Source organism: Carnobacterium gallinarum DSM 4847, from assembly GCF_000744375.1.
Lineage (GTDB): Bacteria > Bacillota > Bacilli > Lactobacillales > Carnobacteriaceae > Carnobacterium > Carnobacterium gallinarum.
Map to the genome: position 1 here is coordinate 86,638 of NZ_JQLU01000004.1, position 19,112 is coordinate 105,749.

Annotated in this window: 18 protein-coding genes and 1 riboswitch; of the genes, 14 read left to right on the forward strand and 4 right to left on the reverse strand. The window is 33.6% G+C overall.

Going from position 1 to position 19,112, the window contains the following annotated elements; genetic code table 11:
- Nucleotides 1-71: 71 nt before the first annotated feature.
- Both BR43_RS03145 and BR43_RS03150 read left to right on the forward strand, forming a co-directional pair.
- The gene (locus BR43_RS03145) at nt 72-374 is read left to right on the forward strand and encodes a rhodanese-like domain-containing protein (protein ID WP_034559406.1); all 303 of its coding nucleotides are present in this window, start codon (nt 72-74) and stop codon (nt 372-374) included.
- 176 nt (nt 375-550) lie between these two features.
- Nucleotides 551-1,552: a nucleoid-associated protein gene (locus BR43_RS03150; RefSeq protein WP_245617810.1), complete on the forward strand. Its 1,002-nt coding sequence runs from the start codon at nt 551-553 to the stop codon at nt 1,550-1,552.
- Between the two features lie 59 nt (nt 1,553-1,611).
- Here the strand turns inward: BR43_RS03150 and BR43_RS03155 are convergent, their stop codons facing one another.
- Nucleotides 1,612-3,234 carry a PucR family transcriptional regulator gene (locus BR43_RS03155; protein WP_034559410.1) on the reverse strand — a complete coding sequence of 541 codons (1,623 nt, stop codon included), beginning with the start codon at nt 3,232-3,234 and terminating at the stop codon, nt 1,612-1,614.
- A 322-nt stretch (nt 3,235-3,556) separates the two neighbouring features.
- Here BR43_RS03155 and BR43_RS03160 point away from each other — a divergent pair, with 322 nt between their 5' ends.
- The 4 genes from BR43_RS03160 to BR43_RS03175 all read left to right on the forward strand — a co-directional run bounded on the left by BR43_RS03160 (nt 3,557) and on the right by BR43_RS03175 (nt 7,940).
- Complete coding sequence (locus tag BR43_RS03160; RefSeq protein ID WP_425393630.1) at nt 3,557-4,864, forward strand: citrate transporter; 1,308 nt, start codon at nt 3,557-3,559, stop codon at nt 4,862-4,864.
- A 30-nt stretch (nt 4,865-4,894) separates the two neighbouring features.
- Entirely contained in the window at nt 4,895-6,118 is a 1,224-nt protein-coding gene (locus BR43_RS03165; protein ID WP_034559415.1) for an amidohydrolase family protein, read from the forward strand.
- A 563-nt stretch (nt 6,119-6,681) separates the two neighbouring features.
- A complete protein-coding gene (locus tag BR43_RS03170; RefSeq protein ID WP_051933795.1) occupies nt 6,682-7,083 on the forward strand; it encodes a hypothetical protein in 402 nt (133 codons plus the stop codon).
- Between the two features lie 152 nt (nt 7,084-7,235).
- The gene (locus BR43_RS03175; protein WP_034559418.1) at nt 7,236-7,940 is read left to right on the forward strand and encodes a DsbA family oxidoreductase; all 705 of its coding nucleotides are present in this window, start codon (nt 7,236-7,238) and stop codon (nt 7,938-7,940) included.
- 333 nt (nt 7,941-8,273) lie between these two features.
- Here BR43_RS03175 and BR43_RS03180 read toward each other — a convergent pair whose 3' ends face one another.
- Together BR43_RS03180 and BR43_RS03185 are read right to left on the reverse strand one after the other, a co-directional pair.
- Nucleotides 8,274-8,762 (reverse strand): DUF5067 domain-containing protein, encoded by a 489-nt coding sequence (locus tag BR43_RS03180; RefSeq protein WP_034559420.1) that lies wholly within the window; start codon nt 8,760-8,762, stop codon nt 8,274-8,276.
- 154 nt (nt 8,763-8,916) lie between these two features.
- Nucleotides 8,917-10,092, reverse strand: a complete 1,176-nt coding sequence (locus tag BR43_RS03185) for a serine/threonine-protein kinase (protein WP_034559422.1) — start codon at nt 10,090-10,092, stop codon at nt 8,917-8,919.
- Nucleotides 10,093-10,226: 134 nt separating this feature from the next.
- Between BR43_RS03185 and BR43_RS03190 the strand changes: the two genes are divergently transcribed.
- The 8 genes from BR43_RS03190 to BR43_RS03225 all read left to right on the forward strand — a co-directional run bounded on the left by BR43_RS03190 (nt 10,227) and on the right by BR43_RS03225 (nt 18,667).
- A complete protein-coding gene (locus tag BR43_RS03190; protein ID WP_245617811.1) occupies nt 10,227-10,658 on the forward strand; it encodes an XRE family transcriptional regulator in 432 nt (143 codons plus the stop codon).
- 286 nt (nt 10,659-10,944) lie between these two features.
- Nucleotides 10,945-11,047, forward strand: a riboswitch (TPP riboswitch).
- 72 nt (nt 11,048-11,119) lie between these two features.
- Nucleotides 11,120-11,725, forward strand: coding sequence for an energy-coupled thiamine transporter ThiT (thiT, locus tag BR43_RS03195; RefSeq protein WP_034559424.1), 606 nt, complete (start codon nt 11,120-11,122; stop codon nt 11,723-11,725).
- A 141-nt stretch (nt 11,726-11,866) separates the two neighbouring features.
- The gene (gene cls / locus BR43_RS03200) at nt 11,867-13,315 is read left to right on the forward strand and encodes a cardiolipin synthase (RefSeq protein ID WP_034559427.1); all 1,449 of its coding nucleotides are present in this window, start codon (nt 11,867-11,869) and stop codon (nt 13,313-13,315) included.
- Nucleotides 13,316-13,666: 351 nt separating this feature from the next.
- Nucleotides 13,667-14,872 (forward strand): betaine/proline/choline family ABC transporter ATP-binding protein, encoded by a 1,206-nt coding sequence (locus tag BR43_RS03205; protein ID WP_034559429.1) that lies wholly within the window; start codon nt 13,667-13,669, stop codon nt 14,870-14,872.
- A 15-nt stretch (nt 14,873-14,887) separates the two neighbouring features.
- A complete protein-coding gene (locus BR43_RS03210) occupies nt 14,888-15,523 on the forward strand; it encodes an ABC transporter permease (RefSeq protein ID WP_034559430.1) in 636 nt (211 codons plus the stop codon).
- 22 nt (nt 15,524-15,545) lie between these two features.
- Nucleotides 15,546-16,469, forward strand: a complete 924-nt coding sequence (locus tag BR43_RS03215) for an osmoprotectant ABC transporter substrate-binding protein (RefSeq protein WP_034560010.1) — start codon at nt 15,546-15,548, stop codon at nt 16,467-16,469.
- Nucleotides 16,469-17,128 carry an ABC transporter permease gene (locus tag BR43_RS03220; RefSeq protein WP_034559432.1) on the forward strand — a complete coding sequence of 220 codons (660 nt, stop codon included), beginning with the start codon at nt 16,469-16,471 and terminating at the stop codon, nt 17,126-17,128. The genes BR43_RS03215 and BR43_RS03220 overlap by 1 nt, the downstream gene beginning before the upstream one ends.
- Nucleotides 17,129-17,254: 126 nt before the next feature.
- On the forward strand, nt 17,255-18,667 hold the full coding sequence (locus BR43_RS03225) for a DUF4026 domain-containing protein (protein ID WP_051933796.1): 1,413 nt from the start codon (nt 17,255-17,257) through the stop codon (nt 18,665-18,667).
- 41 nt (nt 18,668-18,708) lie between these two features.
- On the opposite strand, the gene BR43_RS03230 is transcribed toward BR43_RS03225, so the two are convergent.
- Nucleotides 18,709-19,041 carry a hypothetical protein gene (locus tag BR43_RS03230; protein WP_034559434.1) on the reverse strand — a complete coding sequence of 111 codons (333 nt, stop codon included), beginning with the start codon at nt 19,039-19,041 and terminating at the stop codon, nt 18,709-18,711.
- Nucleotides 19,042-19,112 lie beyond the last annotated feature (71 nt).

Genomic DNA, 19,112 nt, shown 5'->3' on the forward strand with positions numbered 1-19,112 from the left:
TAGTTGCGTTTTTTTTCACAACTAGGTATGGTTGAATAGATAAGAATAATTTATTGAAAAGAGATGACACAATGTACCTATCAATTAGTACGGACGAATTAGCTCAAAAATTAAAGACTGAACAACTAACCATTCTTGATGTTCGGGAAGAACCAATGTTTATGGCAGGTCATATTCCGGATGCGCAACATATTCCTTTCTCACAGCTTACAGATAGGATTGGGGAACTAGATGTGGCAACTGATTATTATGTTATTTGTCATTCAGGAGTTCGTTCGGTTCAAGCCTCTGATTTTCTACGTGAAAAAGGCTTTCACGTAACTAATGTTACTGGTGGAATGTCTGCTTGGACAGGGATTACAGCTGAAGAATAGTTAACTAAAATGGAAAAAGGACTTAGAATGAGGTTCACTCATACCAAGTTCTTTTTTTATGCACAATTTGGTAGAAAAAGGTGTCTATTTTTTTAAAGTATCGCTATAATAGTGAATAGAGTAAAATTAGATTAGAAAAAGTAGGTGAAGAAATGTTCGATTTTTCTTATGCAAAAATGAAACAAATTATAGTCCATTTTGTTGGGAATAAAGCTCAAGAACAAGGATATGAGCTTTCTGAAAATATTATTGATGAGCTAGATGAAGAAATGAGTGAGATTCTTCATGAGATTTTCTTGTCCTCATTTAAAGATGCTAAACTGCATCATTTTACCCACACAACAAGTTTAGATTATAACGAATCATATAACTATATGAAAGATATTTTTCAAGAGGAAACGAGTTTTTATGAAGGCTCAGAGAACTTAGTAAAACAATTGTATATGGCTTCAAGCCATCCTAATGTAAAAGCGGGTGATTTGTGGTTAATTTATATGAGTGATTGTATTATTGAGGGAGAATTAACAGATGCAATTGGTATTTTTAAGGTAGAGAATAAAGAAATTTTCTTGAAAAATAACTATGACAACAATGCCGTTTCCATTGGCTATGAAAAAGGGATTACAAAAAGTGATATTGATAAAGGCTGTATTGTCTTTAATTTGAACGAAACAGAAGGTTATCGTGCGATTGCTTTAGATCGTTTAAATCGTGATGACAGTGTTTATTGGAAACAATTATTTTTAAATATTGAAAAAATTCAGAACGATAGCTTTTTAGCAGAAAGTTTTATTAATATTTGTGCGGAATTTGTTAAAAAAGATGATGATGGAATTGTTGGAAAATCAGCATTTATTAAAGAAGCTCAAGAATATTTAGATGTTCAAGAAGAGATTAATCTAGATGATTTTGCGGATGTGCTAGTTGCAGAAGCTAAGCAAGATCAATTTAAAACAGTAGTGGAAAACTATGAAAAAAGTCATGATGTGAGCTTTCCAGATAATTTCAAATTAAATCAAGAAAATAAAGAAAAATTCAGTAAAAAAGTTAAAAATAAAATTAAAATTAATAACAATATTTCGGTTATGGTTAAAGATGTCAATAAACTACAAGAAAATGAGATTACAGAAGGTTTTGACGAAGTTGAGCAAAAACGTTATTTAAAAATTTATTTCTAAAGTAAAAAAAGTGTGAGGCTAAACGATTTTTCGTTTTGCCTCACGCTTTTTTATTTGGTTTATCCTTGTTGTAACAAATGAATGCGCAAGCCTATTTGAATACCCAACAATTCTTCTGGATTATCAAATTGAATGGCAGTAAGTTCTTTGATTTTTGAAATACGGTACGTAACAGTTTTATAGTGAACAAATATTTTGTCAGCAGTTTTTTTCAAATTTTGATTTTCATCTAAATAGATTTTTAGCGTGTTAACCCATTCAGGATAGGTTTCAATTAAAAGAATTAATTTACTAGGAATAAAAGTCGTTAATTGGTTCATGTGTTCTAGTTCCGCTAACATTCGATAAATACCTAAATCTTGATAAAATAAAACAAAATTGGTCATTTTTAACGCATAAGCTTGTTGAATGATTTTGAGGGCTTTTTGTGCTTCTGTATCTAGTTCCGCTAATTGACAAACTTCGCTGATCCCAATGGCTAATTGCAAATCATCGCCATTCCAATGAGTATGAATCGTCTCCATATGTTGCTTAAAACTATTCAGTGAGTTTGATTTAAAATAGGTATCTTCTAGAATTAAAATGATTCGATTGCTATGAATACGATAACTTAAATTTGGATAGTATTGCAAAATACGATGAATTAACTGCTGTGCTTGCTTATTTTGGCGTTTCCGTCCTTCGTAATTATCTTTTGACTGTGCTTCTTCTTGAATAAATTGCCAAATCACTACTCGGTAACATTGGTGTTCATCTAAGCCTAATAATTGTGCGTATTCAAGTCGTTGTTCCCATGTAGAACATTTTCCATAAATTAAATCATCAAATAAATCATTGAGATAATTCTGTTTTACATTGCTTACAGCTGATTGTTTAAGCATATCCAATTGCAAGGCAATCACAGCATTTTCAATTGCCATAAAATCCATTTCCAATGTTTCATGGTTGATTTCATGGATAATTAGCAGCCTGGTTGCGCCTTCATTTGGATAGATTGGAATGGCTAATTGTGAGAAGAGCTTTTCCTGGAAATTAGGATGCGAAACGAGTTTCCGCTGATAAGAAAAATTAGAGCCTCTTCGTTCTTCCAAGTTTTGTTGGTCACGAATATCGCAAAAAGTTAAACGTTTATCTGTTGTAACTAACGCAGTAAAATCTTCGGTACATAATGAAACAGGGTTGCCAATAAATTCAGCTAAGGCATGAATAATATCGATTGTAGTAGCTTGATTTAAAGCTAAGCGTGAGAAATGGTTATGAACATCGCGATAATGATGAAGCAAACGAGCTCTATGATCAAACAAAAGTTGCATTCCTTCAACTAATATGTCTGTGTAGCGAACATCATTAGAAATCTGAATTAAAGGAAACTGATACTTTTGACACCCTAAATGGATGCCTTCTGGAATATGGTCAACAAATCGTTTTGTTTTAATAATGAGTCCACTAGCTTTTAAGTCTACCAATTTTTTAATGAAGTCTATTTGCTCTTGTTCAGTGTAATCATGAAAACGATAAAGGCTACTTAATAACAATTGCCCTGGGCTACACCAATGCTCAACATCAGGTGCTTCGATAATCATAATATCTGTCACTTCATTTGCATGAATGCCAGCGGTTTCAATTAATTGCGCCTTTTTTAGCGAATCGATTGTGAGAACTTCTTTTAGTAAAATTGCCATCTAATTCACTCCTTCTCCACCATTAAAGAATAGCGAATATTTAATAGTTTGTCTAGCAAATTGATTGTCTCTATTAGATAAAAATACTTAAAAGCTTTATCGTTCAAAGCTAATGCAATTCTTCCGGTTAGCGCTTACAATAATAAGGAACTTATTAGTGTAAAAAGAAATCTATGTTTAAAAACAAGATAACTTCTTGGGGGATGGTTGTTTTATGTATGGTATTTTTTAATTTGTTCACCAACTCAAAGGATAAAAGGAGGAATTATAAATGAAAATGAAGCAATTTAAAGTAGTTATTTTAGCTACTGTTTTAATTCTCATGTTTGTACCATCAATCGTTTATGCTGCTGGAATTGAGGCGGTTAAAACACCAACAGGTTTTATGGCATTGTTAACAATCGTACCATTAATATTGGTGCTAACATTGTTATTTTTAAAAGTCGATATGATTATTGCCGGTTTGGCAGGTGGAGTCGTTGCAATGTTGCTTGGAGGTATCGGTTTAGCCGAAGCCAATCAACAATTTTTAGAAACTATTCCAACCATGCTAAGTATCACAGTTCCGATTGTGAATTCAGCAATTGCCATGGCTGTGTTTAAATCAGGAGGGTATACGGCTGCTTTAACCCTAGCAAAACGTGGGACAAAAGGAAAAGTAGAGTATGTTTCAGCCTTCATTGTTATTTTATTAGCTGCAGCTACGTATATGTCTGGTATTGGTGGCGGAAGTGCTATGGTGATTGCACCACTAGCTTTTGCTGCAGTAGGAGTAGTTCCAGAATTAATTGCAGCTATGTCATTAGCAGCTGCCGTTTCTTTTACAACCTCGCCAGCATCGTTAGAATCAAGTATTGTTTCTAAGTTAGGCGATGTAAAAGTAAGTGAATACGTTGCAACAATGCGTCCTTATTGGTTGTTTTTTGTTATTATTGCAATTGTTTTAGCCTTTGTTGGGACGAAACGACGTAAGATTGGCTTCAAAGAAGATGCTTCAGATGAATATTCAAGCTTAAGTAATGGACAGCTCTTTAAAATTACTTTACCTGCGATATTCTTATTATTTGCCGTTATTTTTGGACCAGTTGTCAATGAATTAACTGGTGTTGCAATCTTTACACCATTAGTTTATATGGTTGTTACTATTTTCTTAATCTTTGTTTGTACCAAATTCTCTTTAAATCAATCTGTAGAATCAATGGTTGATGGTTCAACTTATATTTTAACGCGTCTTTTCCAAGTAGGAATTTTCTTAGCCTTCATAAATGTCATTGCTGAAACAGGGACATTTGCTGTTATTGCAGGAGTTGCGAATCATGCACCTGCCTTTTTAGTAGTTCCGGTGGCTGTTTTAACTGGAATTCTAATTGGTATTCCAGCAGGTGCATACGTAGGCTCAGTACTAACATTAGTACTGCCAGTAGCTGTTTCATTAGGCTTCACTCCGTTAGCATTAGGGTTTGTAGCCATTGGAGTCGGTTTAGGAAGTCAAATGAGTTTTGTGAATATTACTATGCAGGCTTTATCTTCCGGATTCCAAATTCCAATTTTAGATGTAGTTAAAGGAAATATTAAATGGATTAGTTTAGCTTCAGTTTTACTTTTAGTTATTTCTTTAGTGTTTGCTTAAATAAATTCGAGAAGATAAGGAGCAATAAAAATGGATATTTTATTAAAAAAAGTACGTTTAGACGATGAATCAGAATTGCAAGATGTTGGGATTAAAGATGGCAAAATTAGTGCTATTGAAAAGGAAATCAATCAACCTGCGACAAAAATCATTGAAGCAAATGGCAAAGTATTGATTCCAGGATTTGTTGAAAGCCATATTCATTTAGATAAGGCACTAATTGCTAGCCGCAAACCAAATAAATCTGGTACTTTACAAGAAGCTATTAACGTTACTGCTGAATTAAAGCCAACCTTTACAAAGGAAGATATCTATATTCGTGCTAAGAAAGCTTTGGACATGATTATACCTCGTGGAGTAACGACTATTCGGACTCATGCTGAATTTGATCCAGCACAAGGCTTTACTGGGTTTGAAACAATTATGGCTTTAAAAAAAGAATATCAAGATTTAGTCGATATTCAAGTAGTTGCTTTTCCTCAAGAGGGAATCTTTAAAGCACCTGGTACAGAAAAAATGATGTATGAAGCAATGGAGATGGGCGCAGATGTTGTTGGAGGAATTCCTTATAACGATGCACCAGCTAATGAACACATTGATTTAGTTTTTGAGATTGCTAAGAAATACAATAAACCAATTGATTTACATCAAGATTTTAGTGATGAAGCCAATAGTCTTTCGATTGACTATTTATGCCATAAAACTATTGCTGAAGGGTATCAAGGTCGAGTTGCAGTGGGACATTTGACTGCACTTCATGCACTACCTAAAGAACAATTGGATCCAATTGTTGCTTTGATTGCTGAAGCTGGAATTAGTGTGATGGCTTTGCCGGCAACGGATTTGCATTTAGGTGCACGTAATGATACATCCAATGTTAGACGAGCTGTGACACCGATTCGCAAGCTAAGAGATGGCGGTGTCAATATGTGTATTGCAACGAACAATATACGGAATGCATTTACACCATACGGCAATGGGGATATTCTACAAACAGCGATGCTGGCAATTCCTGTGGGACATTTAGGTGGTGCAGATGATTTACCTACAGTTTTACCAATGATCACTGAAAACCCAGCTAAAGCCTTAGGATTAACCAATTATGGGATTTCAGTGGGCAATCAAGCTGATTTAGTTTTACTGGATACGTTCGTTAAACATGACGCGATTATTGATATACCGGAACGCTTATATGTCATTAAAAATGGAAAAATTACGGTAGAAACTCACAAAAAGACAATGATTTATCGTTAATTCAATGTTTAACCAAAAACTCTAAAGATTTCCAATTATTTTTAGAGTTTTTCTGACATAATCATGTCTAAGTTATTTTTTATAAAATTAACTTAAAGCAAGATTGACTTAGTTATAAAAATGGTATAGATTAATAAAAATGTTATCTAACTGATAAGTTTTTCTTTGGTATCAAAAGGGATAATATTTTGTTGTGTTATTTAATTTTTATAAGGTTACAAAAATGTCACAAAAATGTGTACAATATGTGGAGAAAAAGTGACCAAATACTATTTTTTATTGATTTGTTTAGTAGGATTGGTTATAGTTAGTTCATAGCAAAGGAACAATCTTAAGGTTACAAAATAGTAAGACAACCACGACATAATTGATTCAATAATATATATCATAGTAGAAGATACTGATCTCATTTGAGAAAGGTATCTTTTTACATTTTCAGATTATTTGATAACATTTTTTTTACTATTTAATGAACATCAAGGCGTTAGTTTGATTACTTAATGTAAGTAATGGTAAGATAGATTTAGCAAAAAGGAATTAATTTCAAAAGGGGGAGAAAGAGAATGTCGGACTTTTTTATCAATCAAGTATCAGGTGACAGTAAAATTTTGGCATATGCTGTTGATTTTGAACGAGCAACAATTACAATGACACTTCAATCAAATTTAGCAGGGAATCCTGCAGTCTATACCATTACTTTTGAAAATATGTTAACTTTTTATTTTTTAGATAGCATCAAGGATAGTATTCTTTTTCAAATTGATACATGTACTCTTCAGGATTTTATTAAGTTGAATCAAGAACTATTAATAGAAAGAAGAACACATAATTGGCCAGTTTATTACGAAACTACCGATCAGTTAATAGAATATTTAGACGATTATACGTGTTATCGTTTAGTGGCATCTTCTGGTTTAAATGGTTGGATTTTGGCTAAAAAATCTAAGGTACAGAAGGTATATTGATTGTTTTAATGAAAGAGAATAGGAATGAAGTCTGATTTTTCAGACTTTATTCCTATTTTATTTTCTAAATAGACAATCAAGCATATTTATTGTATAGCTTACAAAAAATAAGTAACATAGAATTAAATGGAATAAAGAAAGGATGAACTAATATGCAAATTGAATTTTTTCACGATGTTATTTGTAGCTTTTGCTTCCCAATGTCTTATAGAATGAGGCAACTAAAAGAAGAAATGCCGGAGATTGAGATTATCCATCGTTCTTACGCGTTAGTTCAAGAACCAACAGATTTTGATACACTGTTTGGCTCAAGAGAAAATGCTAAAAAGGAAATTATGACTCATTGGAAACATGCTAATCAAAATGATGATTTACATCGATTTAATATTGAAGGTATGAAGCAACAGAATTTCTTATTTCCAACCTCGATGAACGGTTTAACCGCTGTAAAAGCTGCGGAGATTCTTAAGGGGAGTGAAGGGTATTGGGATTTATTTGATGCGCTACAGACAGCTTTATTCATGAACAATAAGAATATTGAAGAGATAGCTATTATCGAAGCAGAAGTCATAAAATTGGGATTTAATTTAGAGGAATGGCGTAGGCTATTTGCTGACGAGAAAACAGCAGAAAAAGTGCAAGAAGATATTGAATTAATAAAGCATTATGGAATCAAAGGAGCACCTTCTTTAGTTATTAATGGCAAATATGAACTATCTGGTGCACAGCCATTATTAGCTATCAAACAGGCTATACAGAGAATTAAGGAACAAGATCAAGTGACTCTACAACCGATTATTGAAGAAACAGCTGGAGGAAGTTGCCGACTAGAAGATGGTAACTATTCATGTGATTAATTTGTAGATAGATTGCTATCTTTTATTCTCTAAAAAAGAGCCTTCATCTAAAAAAGATGAAGGCTCTTTTTGTGGTTTGAGGAATTACTGAATTTTTCGGATAGAGAAAAATAACAGGAGCCCAAGGAATAAGCAGATGACGGACCAAATAACTAAATCACTGTAGCTACCTGCTCCGACAAAAACAAGTAATCCACCAATCATCTATAGAAGTAAACTAAAGAATTAGATGTGTGTAATCTTTAGTTTACTAAAACTGGATTCCTGCTAGTTCGTATAAAGTAGCAGGAATCCAGTTGAACCACCAATTTCATGTGTCTAGGGCTTCATTTTTTAATTTAAAGGAAACTCTTTTGTTAACTTATCATCACCTAAAGAGAAATTTTCTGACACTTCCACTGTTACGGGAGCTTCTTGGTCAGCTAATTTATAAGCAACTTTGACAGTGATTGTTGCACCTGGCTGAATTTCGGTCAAGCTATCTGTATAACCATCCTCTGTCATGACTGCTGTATCCAAAGCAACACCATTTTGGAACGCTTTGCTTCCAATCGCTACACTGAACATTTGATTTGTATCACTATTGTTTGTAAATTCATATTGAACCACTCCTACTGGGGTTCCTTCATAATCTTCAGCTTTAGAAAAACCTAAAATACTTACTTTGTATTTACCCAATGTTCCATTATCTGCTTCTTTTTTTGTACTTTCTGAAACAGCACTTTCTGATGAACTTGCTTTTGTTTCAGAAGATCCATTACCACACCCAACCGTTAGTAATGCTACACCTAAAATTAAACCGCTTAATAAACTTTTTTTCATTTTAACATTCTCCTTTATTATTTAGTCCGTCTTACAAGGTCATTATGCCAAATAATAAAGAAATAGTCCTATGCAAGTAGCATACTTTTAAATAAAAGAAAAAATCTATCTAGGCAGAAGATGCTAGGATAGATTTTTTATGAGAGGACTGGTTTTATTTATAGTATTCAGGAGAATAAAGCCCGCTTGTGATTTCAATAAACGTTCCGACAATGATAAACCAAACTACGATAAATAAAAGATAGCCGATAATTTTAGATGAACGTTTCGGCGAGCGAAAGAAGGGCAAACGATCTTGTACCCCTAAAAAATTAAGAAAAAAGAACAGAGGAGCTATCATCATAATTGTAAAATTAACACATTCAAGTAGCCGATCAATTGCATTACCTTTAGTTGAAGCTAAGATAATATAACATAATAGTATGAAGAGATAACCAAATAGAGCAATAATTTTTTTCCAATATATATTACTTCTAAATCCAGGGATGCGTGTGATTATTTTTGGCTTTAAACTCGAACTTTTTAATGGTTTAGTGGCTTCCTTGAAAGCAGGTTCACTAACAGAAGATGTCACTTTTTTGAGAGAAATAGGTGTAGTAGCTGTTTTTTTTGTTTCTGTTAGTAAGTCTAATTGTTCTTGAATAGCCAACTGCATTTCTTTTGCAGTTTGAAACCGTTGGGAAGGATCTAATTTGATTGCTTTTGTGATAATTGGTGCTAAATAGGGATTCGTACTTAGCTTTTTAGTAGGGTACTCATGGCTGTCGCATACATTTAGAACAACGCCTAATGAATAAAGGTCGCTCCGTTCATCTGTTTCTGCAAATCCAAAATGCTCTGGGGCAGCATATCCCATTGTCCCTAGATTAACAGTATCCTGTTCTTTTTTTCCATCGTAGAGACGGACGGCATCAAAATCAATTAGCTTAATGACTTGGTCGTTAGAAATCATAATATTGGTTAGTTTAATGTCACGATGAATAATGTTTCGTTCATGTAAAACCATTAGAGCTTGAGTGACACTGCTTGCAATATTCAAAATTTCTTTGGTTGTAATGGAGGTCGATTGTTGAGTAAGCATATATTCTTTCAGATTTTTTCCATGAATAAATTCTTCATAGACCCAAAGTTCATTTTCTAATGGAATTATTTCTTGTAATCTAGGTAAATTTGGATGGTTGATTTGTTGTAATTTTTTTAATTTGTCTAACAAATCTAATGTATATATTTTTTTTACAAAAAACTCTTTTGTTTGGTTATGTCGGACAAGAATCGGTCCGTTTTCTTTATTTGTCAAAGTTTCTATTTCTTTATAGTGATTCTCAATCATGCTCCAGCTCCTTATTTTTACTCACATTCTACATTATAGCAAATCTAGTAATAAATAAAAGTACCTGTAGAAATCGAATAAAGAAGCGATAAAGTGGTATACTATTAAGTGAAACTAGTTGGAGGGGACTTAATTTGTTGGAAAAAGATACGGAACATTTAATGAATCAAATAAAAGCAGCTGATGATTTTGCTATGTTATTTGACGAACATCAATCTTATTTAATTAATGAAGATATAAAAGATTACTTAGCCAATCTACTAACGCTTAAAAAATGTAAAAAAATTACTGTGATTCGTTCTGCTGGGATTTCAGAAGTTACTGGTTATCAGTACTTTGATGGGAAACGTCGACCTTCTAGGGAAAAAGCAGTGGCTTTGGCTATCGGCTTTCAACTGACTGTGGAAGAAACCAATGAGTTATTGAAAAAAAATGGTTATGCCCAATTGTATCCAAAGCATCATTGGGATGCCATTGTTATTTATGGAATTAGTCATAGCTATCTATTATTGGAAATTGACGAATTATTATTTGAAGCGGACTTGCCAACTTTTTCTGAAAGTTAACAGAAATAATCGTAGAGATGAAGAAGGCTGTTTGTGTATTATAAGATTCAGTAAACTGTTTCAAAATGTGAGACTCACTTTAAAGATAACGTGTGAAATAATACAAAAAAAGTAGATTGTAGCAAATTAGCTGAATTTTTTTAAGGACAAATAACAGACTTAAATTCAGTGAATTCGGTGATGTAATAGGTAAATATCAAATTAAAAGAAGAGGACTATTTGACAATTTAAAACATGGCTGTTAAACTGTAACAGTAATCAAAGATTACACTAATTAAATAGAACAACCATCACAAAGGGGTGCTGTTTTCAGCTGAGATTGAATCTTTGATTCTAACCCTTAGAACCTGTTCGTTAGTACGAGCGTAGGGATTGTGACGGGGCAAAGTATTATTAACTAAAATAATTCGAGCTCCTCCTTTGTTGTGTGGCCCTGTTCTACACACAAGGAGGAGTTTTTTTTGTTAAATAAAAATTTAGGTGTTTGGATTGAAGGGACGATTATGGCTGCTTTAGCTATGGCGTTATCTTTTATTCCGTTGGAAATCGGTTCTAGTTTTTCAATTTCACTAGGGATGATTCCGTTAGTATTATATAGTTTTAGACGAGGCTTTTTACCTGGTTTTGTCGCTGGATTTCTCTGGGGTGTCTTACATTTTCTATTAGGGAAGGTCTATTTTTTAAGTGTTCCGCAAGTTTTAATAGAGTATTTAATTGCTTTTGCTTTCACAGGTTTTTCAGGTATTTTTGCAAAACAAGTGCAGCAAGCGGTTCAGGGACAAAAAAAATGGTTCAAATGGATTCTAATTGGTACGTTAGTCGGAACAGTGGCACGTTACTTCTGGCATTTTATTGCTGGAATGATTTTCTGGGGAGATTACGCTTTTGGTGGCATGAGCCCATTTGTCTTTTCTTTAGTGATGAACGGAGCTAGTGGATTAGCATCAGCTGCAGTAACACTAGGCGTTTTAGCTATTCTTGCTCCGAAGATGCCTGAATTATTTATTCCAAAAAACAGTCCTTTTCTATTAACTACAGAAGAATCGTCTGTTTCCAATTCTAAATAAAAAAATTGCTTAAAATAGGCCAATATTTGGTTTTGTTTTAAGCTCTTTTTATGTTTGTTTCTTATTTAAATAATAATTGTGGCATATTTGGAACCTTCATAGTAGAATAAATAGGTATCGTTACATTAAAAGGAGGCTTTCATGAGTACATTTATGTGGGTTGTAAACGCAATTTTTATTCTTAATATTATTTTGGCAGTAGTGACTGTATTTCGTGAGAAGCGTGATATAGCAGCTACTTGGGCATGGTTATTAGTGTTAGTTTTATTGCCAATTATTGGATTTATCATTTATCTCTTTTTTGGGAAAAAAATCTCAAGAGAAAAGATTTTTGACATCAAAACGCAAGAAAGTATTGGGATGAAAGAGTTAGTTATTGCTCAAAAAGAAATGCTATTGGATGATGAATTACTATCTAGTAAGCAATCAACAGAGAATACAAAAGAAATCGCTAGTCTATTTTTAGAAAGCGATGAGTCTATTGTGACTAAAGGAAATAAAATTGACCTATTTATTGATGGTAATAAGAAATTTGATTCTTTGATTCACGATATTCAGCAAGCGCAACATCATGTGCATATGTTATATTATACGATTCATCAAGATGATTTAGGCAAACGTATTTTGGCAGCTTTAGAAGAACGTGCAGCAGCAGGTGTTGAAGTGTTGGTAATTTATGATGCTATGGGTTCAAGATCAACAAAACATCGCTTTTTTAATCACTTAGAAAGTCTAGGTGGTAGGGCGGAGCCATTCTTTGGCTCTCATTGGACCATTATCAATTTACGTCTAAATTATCGGAATCATCGAAAGATTGTTGTGATTGATGGGAAAATTGGTTATGTTGGTGGATTTAATGTTGGTGATGAATATTTAGGCAAAGATAAAAAGTTTGGTTATTGGCGTGATACTCATTTACGAATTCAAGGAAATGCAGTATTGGCTTTGCAAAGTCGCTTTATTATGGATTGGAATGCAGCAGTAGATAAGCATCGTCTTGACTATCAAGAGGAGTATTTTCCAATCATTCCAAACAAGGGCAAGTCCAATATGCAAATCGTTTCGAGTGGTCCAGATTCAGAACAACAACAGATTAAAAAAGGCTATATCAAAATGATTAGTATGGCGAAAAAATCAATTTATATTCAATCTCCTTACTTTATTCCAGATGATAGTGTTCTTGATGCGATTACAATTGCAGCAATGTCAGGTATTGATGTACGGATTATGATTCCTAATAAACCGGATCATCCTTTTGTTTATCGAGCGACTACTTATTATGCAGGTGAGATGGTTGCAGCTGGTGCGAAAGTCTATATCTATGACAATGGTTTCTTACATGCTAAGACCGTTGTGATTGATGGTGAGGTTGCGTCAGTTGGAACGGCAAACTTTGATTTTAGGAGTTTTAAATTAAATTTTGAAGTGAATGCCTTTATTTATGACCCAGCCATTGCTCAACAATTACAAAAAATCTACGAAGATGATATTAAAAAATGTTATTTATTAACTGAGGAAATAATAGAAAATCAATCCAGTTGGATGAAGTTTAAACAAGAATTTTCCCGATTGTTATCCCCAATTTTATAGAAAAAAAAGCAACTCCTGTTAGTTTTAATAGGAGTTGCTTTTTCTATAGTGAAGAGTGGTTTTTAAGCATCTCATCTTGTATCGTAGAAAAAGGATTTCTAGTAGGTTTTAAAGTTAAGAGAAAAAGTAATTTTCCATTTTTTTAACAAAATAAAGCCAAATTTTGAAAAGATTTAAAAATAAGTAAAAACCTTATGTATAGGAGTAGAGTAGTCCTTTTTTTTCATTAATTAGGCATTTTTTAAACATGAAATTTGAAATCTAATCGGTTTTCAGGGATAATAGATAACAAGATGATTAAATTTGTATTAATTTTTTACAAATAAAATTTATGTCAATGGGGTGAATGTTTTGTTAGAATTTAAAAATGTTTCAAAAGTTTATAAAGGTGGGAAAAAAGCTGTTGACAATGTAAATTTAACTTTTGAAAAAGGAGAGTTTATTGCATTTATTGGAACCAGTGGGAGTGGAAAAACTACCACTATGAGAATGATTAATCGAATGATTGAACCAACCTCTGGACAAATTCTAATCAATGGAGAGGACATTACTAAAAAAGACCCAGTTGAATTACGCCGTCAGATTGGTTATGTTATTCAACAAATTGGTCTGATGCCACATATGACGATTCGAGAAAATATTGTGATGGTGCCTAAGTTACTTAAATGGCCAGATGAAAAGCGCCAAGAAATTGCGAATCGTTTAATTAAGTTAGTTGATTTACCAGATGAATTTTTGGATCGCTATCCTTCTGAATTATCAGGTGGACAACAGCAGAGAATTGGAGTAGTTCGAGCGCTAGCAGCGGATCAAGATATCATATTAATGGATGAACCATTTGGTGCACTAGATCCGATTACACGAGATGCGTTACAAGATTTAGTAAAAGAATTGCAACAAGAAATGGGACGGACGATTATTTTTGTTACCCATGATATGGATGAAGCATTAAAACTTGCTGATCGGATTGTGATTATGCGAGAGGGTCGTGTGATTCAGTTTGATACACCAGATAATATTTTACGCGAGCCAGCAGATAAGTTTGTTGAGGAATTCATTGGACATGAACGGTTGATTCAAGCACGACCAAATATTCAAACAGTTGAGCAAGTAATGCTTAAAACGCCAATCTCAATTACACCTGGGAAATCACTTACCGATGCGATTCGATTGATGCGAGATAAACGGGTTGATACGTTATTAGTTACAGATGATGCTGGTGTATTAAAAGGATATATTGATATTGAAAGTATTGATTATAATCATAAAACAGCAACCAGTGTTGGAGATATTATGAATAAAAGTGCTTTCTTTGTAAGAAAAGATTCTTTACTACGAGATACTGTGCGTCGTATTTTAAAACGTGGCTTAAAATATGTACCAGTTGTTGATGAAAAAGAGCATTTGGTTGGAATTGTCACTCGTGCCAGTCTAGTTGATGTGGTGTATGACACAATCTGGGGTGAAGAAGAAGTCGATGAAGTGTCCTCAACACCAGAAGTTAGTCAACAACTTGAAGTGGAACCAGCAGAATTAACCAACGAAAGCAAAGAGTAGAGAGGGGAACTAAAAATGATGAATTTTTTTAATACCTATGGCTCTGATCTATTGCTTAAAACTGGAGAACACATCTATATTTCAGCAGTAGCTTTAGGGCTAGGGATTATTGTTGCCGTACCATTGGGAATTATTTTAACGAGAACAACAAAAATTGCTTCTATTGTAATTGGTTTAGCCAGTGTATTACAAACAGTCCCATCGCTAGCATTATTAGCTTTAATGATTCCGTTTTTAGGAATTGGAAAAACACCAGCGATTGTCGCACTCTTTATCTATTCTTTATTGCCAATTTTACGCAATACGTATTTAGGAATAAAAGGTGTCGATCCGAATTTAAAAGATGCAGCTAAAGGAATGGGTATGACCAATATCCAGTCGATTATAATGGTTGAGTTGCCTTTAGCGGGACCAGTAATTATGGCTGGAATCCGTCTAGGTGCAGTTTATGTCATTGCTTGGGCAACGTTAGCATCTTATATTGGCGCGGGCGGATTAGGGGATTTCATTTTCAATGGTTTAAATTTATACAAACCTGAATTGATTATTGGTGGTACAATTCCAGTAACTATTTTAGCATTATTAGCTGACTTTTTACTTGGAAAACTAGAAAATTGGTTAACCCCATTAGCATTAAAAACAAATGAATAGGAGGCTTACCAAAATGAACACAATGAAAAAATTCAAGAGCATTGTGACCCTTGTTCTGGTGGTCCTTGTTCTAAGTAGTTGTGGTTTACCAGGGTTAGGTAGTGGATCAAAAGAAGCTATTAAAGTAACGGGTGGAGTCACAACTGAAACACAAATTTTAGCTGGAATTGTTAAAGGAATGATTGAACATTATACGGATCAAAAGGTAGAAGTAATTAATAATCTAGGTTCGACTACAATTAACCATCAAGCGATGTTAAATGGAGATGCAAATATCTCAGCAGCACGTTATACAGGAACGGATTTAACGTCTATCCTGCAACTACCGGCTGAGAAAGATCCAAAGAAAACGTTAGAAATCGTTCAAAAAGAATTCAAAAAACGGTTTGATCAAAAATATTATCCTTCTTATGGTTTTGCCAATACCTATGCTTTTATGGTGACCAAAGAAACGGCAGAAAAATACAATTTGAAAAAAATTAGTGATTTTAAAGCTGTTGCTAACCAACTAGAAGCTGGAGTCGATACGTCTTGGTTAGAAAAAGAAGGCGATGGTTATAAAGCATTTAAAGAAGATTATGGCTTTGACTTTAAACGAGTGTATCCAATGCAGATTGGTCTCGTTTATGATGCCTTAGCTGCTGGTAAAATGGATGCAGTTTTAGGATACTCAACAGATGGACGGATTGCTAGCTATGATTTAGTAGTGTTGGAAGATGATTTAAAATTCTTCCCACCTTATGATGCTAGTCCTGTTGCAAGTTATGATATTCTAAAGGCTTATCCAGAAATTGATAAAGTCTTAACAAAGCTTGAAGGTACAATTTCAACAGAAACAATGCAAAAATTAAATTATAAATCAGATAATGATTTAGTTGAACCAGAGATTGTTGCAGAGGATTTCTTAAAAGAACACAATTATTTTGAAAAGGAGGGCGATAATTAATGGACAAGATGAATATTCTTCAACAATTGATGTATTATTTTAATCAGAATGGTTCTTATGTCTTTAGCCAATTTATGCGCCACTTTTTAATTTCAATTTATGGTGTGTTATTTGCAGCAATTATTGGAATTCCATTAGGGATTTGGATTGCTAGACATGTAAAAATGTCTAACTGGGTTATTGGAGCAGCCAATGTGATTCAAACGGTTCCTTCGCTAGCAATGTTGTCGATTTTAATGTTAGGGTTAGGATTAGGCGTAAGTACTGTAATTGTAACAGTATTTTTGTATTCATTGTTGCCAATTATTAAAAATACCTATACAGGTTTGCGGAGTGTCGATCGTAATATTTTAGATTCCGGTAAAGGTATGGGAATGACCAAGTTTCAGATTCTCTACATGGTTGAATTGCCTTTAGCTATGTCAGTCATTATGGCTGGGATTCGCAATGCTTTAGTTGTCGCAATTGGGATTACTGCAATTGGTTCATTTATTGGAGCTGGCGGGTTAGGGGATATTATTATTCGTGGAACCAACGCAACAGATGGAACAGCCATTATTCTTGCTGGAGCATTACCGACTGCAGCAATGGCTATTATCAGTGATCTATTCTTAGGATTCTTAGAACGCAAATTAGATCCAGTTCGCTCAAGTAAATAATAGAGTAGGATTTCTAGCCGTAATGGGTTAGAAATCCTTTTTTTCTTTAAAATAACGATATCCTTTTTAATCCGAATTTGATAAAATAATGATATCTTTTAATAAGACAAAAAAGGGGGGGATATAGTGTCCAATCAAGAATTCTACCAACAAGTCAGTCAAGGAACTATCGTGGGAGATCAATCTACACTAGCTGCTTTCTTGCCAAATGAGCAAACAATGGAGCAATTAGAAAAAAGATTTACTAAAAATTCCGAATTTAGTTTAATTGAGTGGCTAAGTGAAGAGGATGAATGTGCAGAAGTGAAATTTATGTATCAAGAAGAGGTTTATTCTTTTTTAGTGAAGCTTAATTCAGAGGTGGAACAATTTGAATTTGAGTACATGCAAAAAACAGAACCATTTTCGGAAGCAATCTATCAAGCTGCAAATCAAGCTCCAATGGAATTATATGTTGGTACCATTTTTGGGAGAAATATTTTGACAGATTATCTGTTGCAGTTAAAGTTACTTTATACTTTGGCTCCAGATTTAATTATTGGACGAGATGTATCTGCTGCGAACAAGCTTTTCTCTAACGACTGGTTGGCTTTTCAAACTGAATCCGATTTGTTGCCAGAAATTGGAAGTTTATATACGATTCATGCAGTTTATGATTCAAAAAATTCAGCCAATCAAGAACCAGATCACTATTGGTTCCATACTCATGGGTTGACACGTTGTAGATTAACTGAACTAGAATTGATTATTCCCAATAAGTTAGACTCTACTTATGGGATTGAGGATTTGTTTGGTGCGTTTGTGAATAGATGTATCAACCAAGAGGAAATGAATTTTCAAACACCCTTATCTTGTATTCAAACTTCTAACTATTTGATTTCTTGTATTCCAGTTCCATGGGAAGAAGGATTAAGCTACGTTGGCAAGAAAATCCCTTTACAACAACTGTGGAATGTTGAAACTGCGGACTTTAGTACACCAATTGAACCAAATGGTCGGTTTTTAGGTGATCTTGCTGATCGTGATGAGTATCATTCTGGTCCTTCCAGCTTAATATTTGGCATATTTGGTGGAGAAGAGGTTGACCATTTTGAAACGATTTTTAATGGATTTTTGGATCAGCAATCTATCATGACCTTGAAGTCAGATAAAGAAACAGCTCAATTAATCTTAAAAGCTAAAAAACGTTGGGTTTATTTTGAAAACTTATTTAATCAATATCATGAGGAACCAGTGAAATCAGGTTTATTTAGTGGGTTATTTAAGAAAAAGACAGAGCCTGAATGGCAGTTTATTATAAAATGTGGGATTCGTTTTGGTAAGGGAGAAAATGAATGTGAGCATATGTGGTTTGAGCCAATCAGCTTAAACGGTGACACGATAGAAGCAAAATTAATTGTGACGCCCTTTTATGTAGAGACAATGAAGGAAAATGGCATCTATCAAATCTCAATGGAAGATTTAACTGACTGGATAGTTTCAAAACTTCATGGAGCATCCTATAAACCAGATACAATTTATCAAGCATTTTTAAAATAAAAACCACATCTCATTTAGAAATAAATGAGATGTGGTTTTTATTAATTAGCTAAACGAATATAACGAATATCTTCAAAGGCAATCATATGAACGGTATTATCAGTCTTACTTTCAAGAATGACACGATTTTGTTCACGTGGTGAATAACGTAATAAACCAGTCTGTTCATTAATAGCAAGAATGTGTTTTGTTTTATTTATTTGAACCGTAATTGGTTTTCTTTGTTCAAAAGCTTGATTAAGGAATAAGTGAATTTGACTTTCGGGCATTTGTGGCAACACTTTTAATGTATGAGTAGCAGCAGTTCCTACTTGAAATTTCTTTTGTAGAAAGCTTAAAGTGCGGTTTTGTTTTTCAGCGAAATAATTTTCCATTTGTTAAAACCTCCGAACGTTTGTTTGTATATCTTATTATACGAACAAACGTTCAGTTTTGCAAGCTTTTT

Excerpts from the sequence above, each read along its gene's own strand:
- BR43_RS03145 (WP_034559406.1), top strand. The coding sequence starts at position 72 with ATGTACCTATCAATTAGTACGGACGAATTAGCTCAAAAATTAAAGACT.
- BR43_RS03150 (WP_245617810.1), top strand. The coding sequence starts at position 551 with ATGAAACAAATTATAGTCCATTTTGTTGGGAATAAAGCTCAAGAACAA.
- BR43_RS03155 (WP_034559410.1), bottom strand. The coding sequence starts at position 3,234 with ATGGCAATTTTACTAAAAGAAGTTCTCACAATCGATTCGCTAAAAAAG.
- BR43_RS03160 (WP_425393630.1), top strand. The coding sequence starts at position 3,557 with ATGTTTGTACCATCAATCGTTTATGCTGCTGGAATTGAGGCGGTTAAA.
- BR43_RS03165 (WP_034559415.1), top strand. The coding sequence starts at position 4,895 with ATGGATATTTTATTAAAAAAAGTACGTTTAGACGATGAATCAGAATTG.
- BR43_RS03170 (WP_051933795.1), top strand. The coding sequence starts at position 6,682 with ATGTCGGACTTTTTTATCAATCAAGTATCAGGTGACAGTAAAATTTTG.
- BR43_RS03175 (WP_034559418.1), top strand. The coding sequence starts at position 7,236 with ATGCAAATTGAATTTTTTCACGATGTTATTTGTAGCTTTTGCTTCCCA.
- BR43_RS03180 (WP_034559420.1), bottom strand. The coding sequence starts at position 8,762 with ATGAAAAAAAGTTTATTAAGCGGTTTAATTTTAGGTGTAGCATTACTA.
- BR43_RS03185 (WP_034559422.1), bottom strand. The coding sequence starts at position 10,092 with ATGATTGAGAATCACTATAAAGAAATAGAAACTTTGACAAATAAAGAA.
- cls (WP_034559427.1), top strand. The coding sequence starts at position 11,867 with ATGAGTACATTTATGTGGGTTGTAAACGCAATTTTTATTCTTAATATT.
- BR43_RS03210 (WP_034559430.1), top strand. The coding sequence starts at position 14,888 with ATGATGAATTTTTTTAATACCTATGGCTCTGATCTATTGCTTAAAACT.
- BR43_RS03215 (WP_034560010.1), top strand. The coding sequence starts at position 15,546 with ATGAAAAAATTCAAGAGCATTGTGACCCTTGTTCTGGTGGTCCTTGTT.
- BR43_RS03220 (WP_034559432.1), top strand. The coding sequence starts at position 16,469 with ATGGACAAGATGAATATTCTTCAACAATTGATGTATTATTTTAATCAG.
- BR43_RS03230 (WP_034559434.1), bottom strand. The coding sequence starts at position 19,041 with ATGGAAAATTATTTCGCTGAAAAACAAAACCGCACTTTAAGCTTTCTA.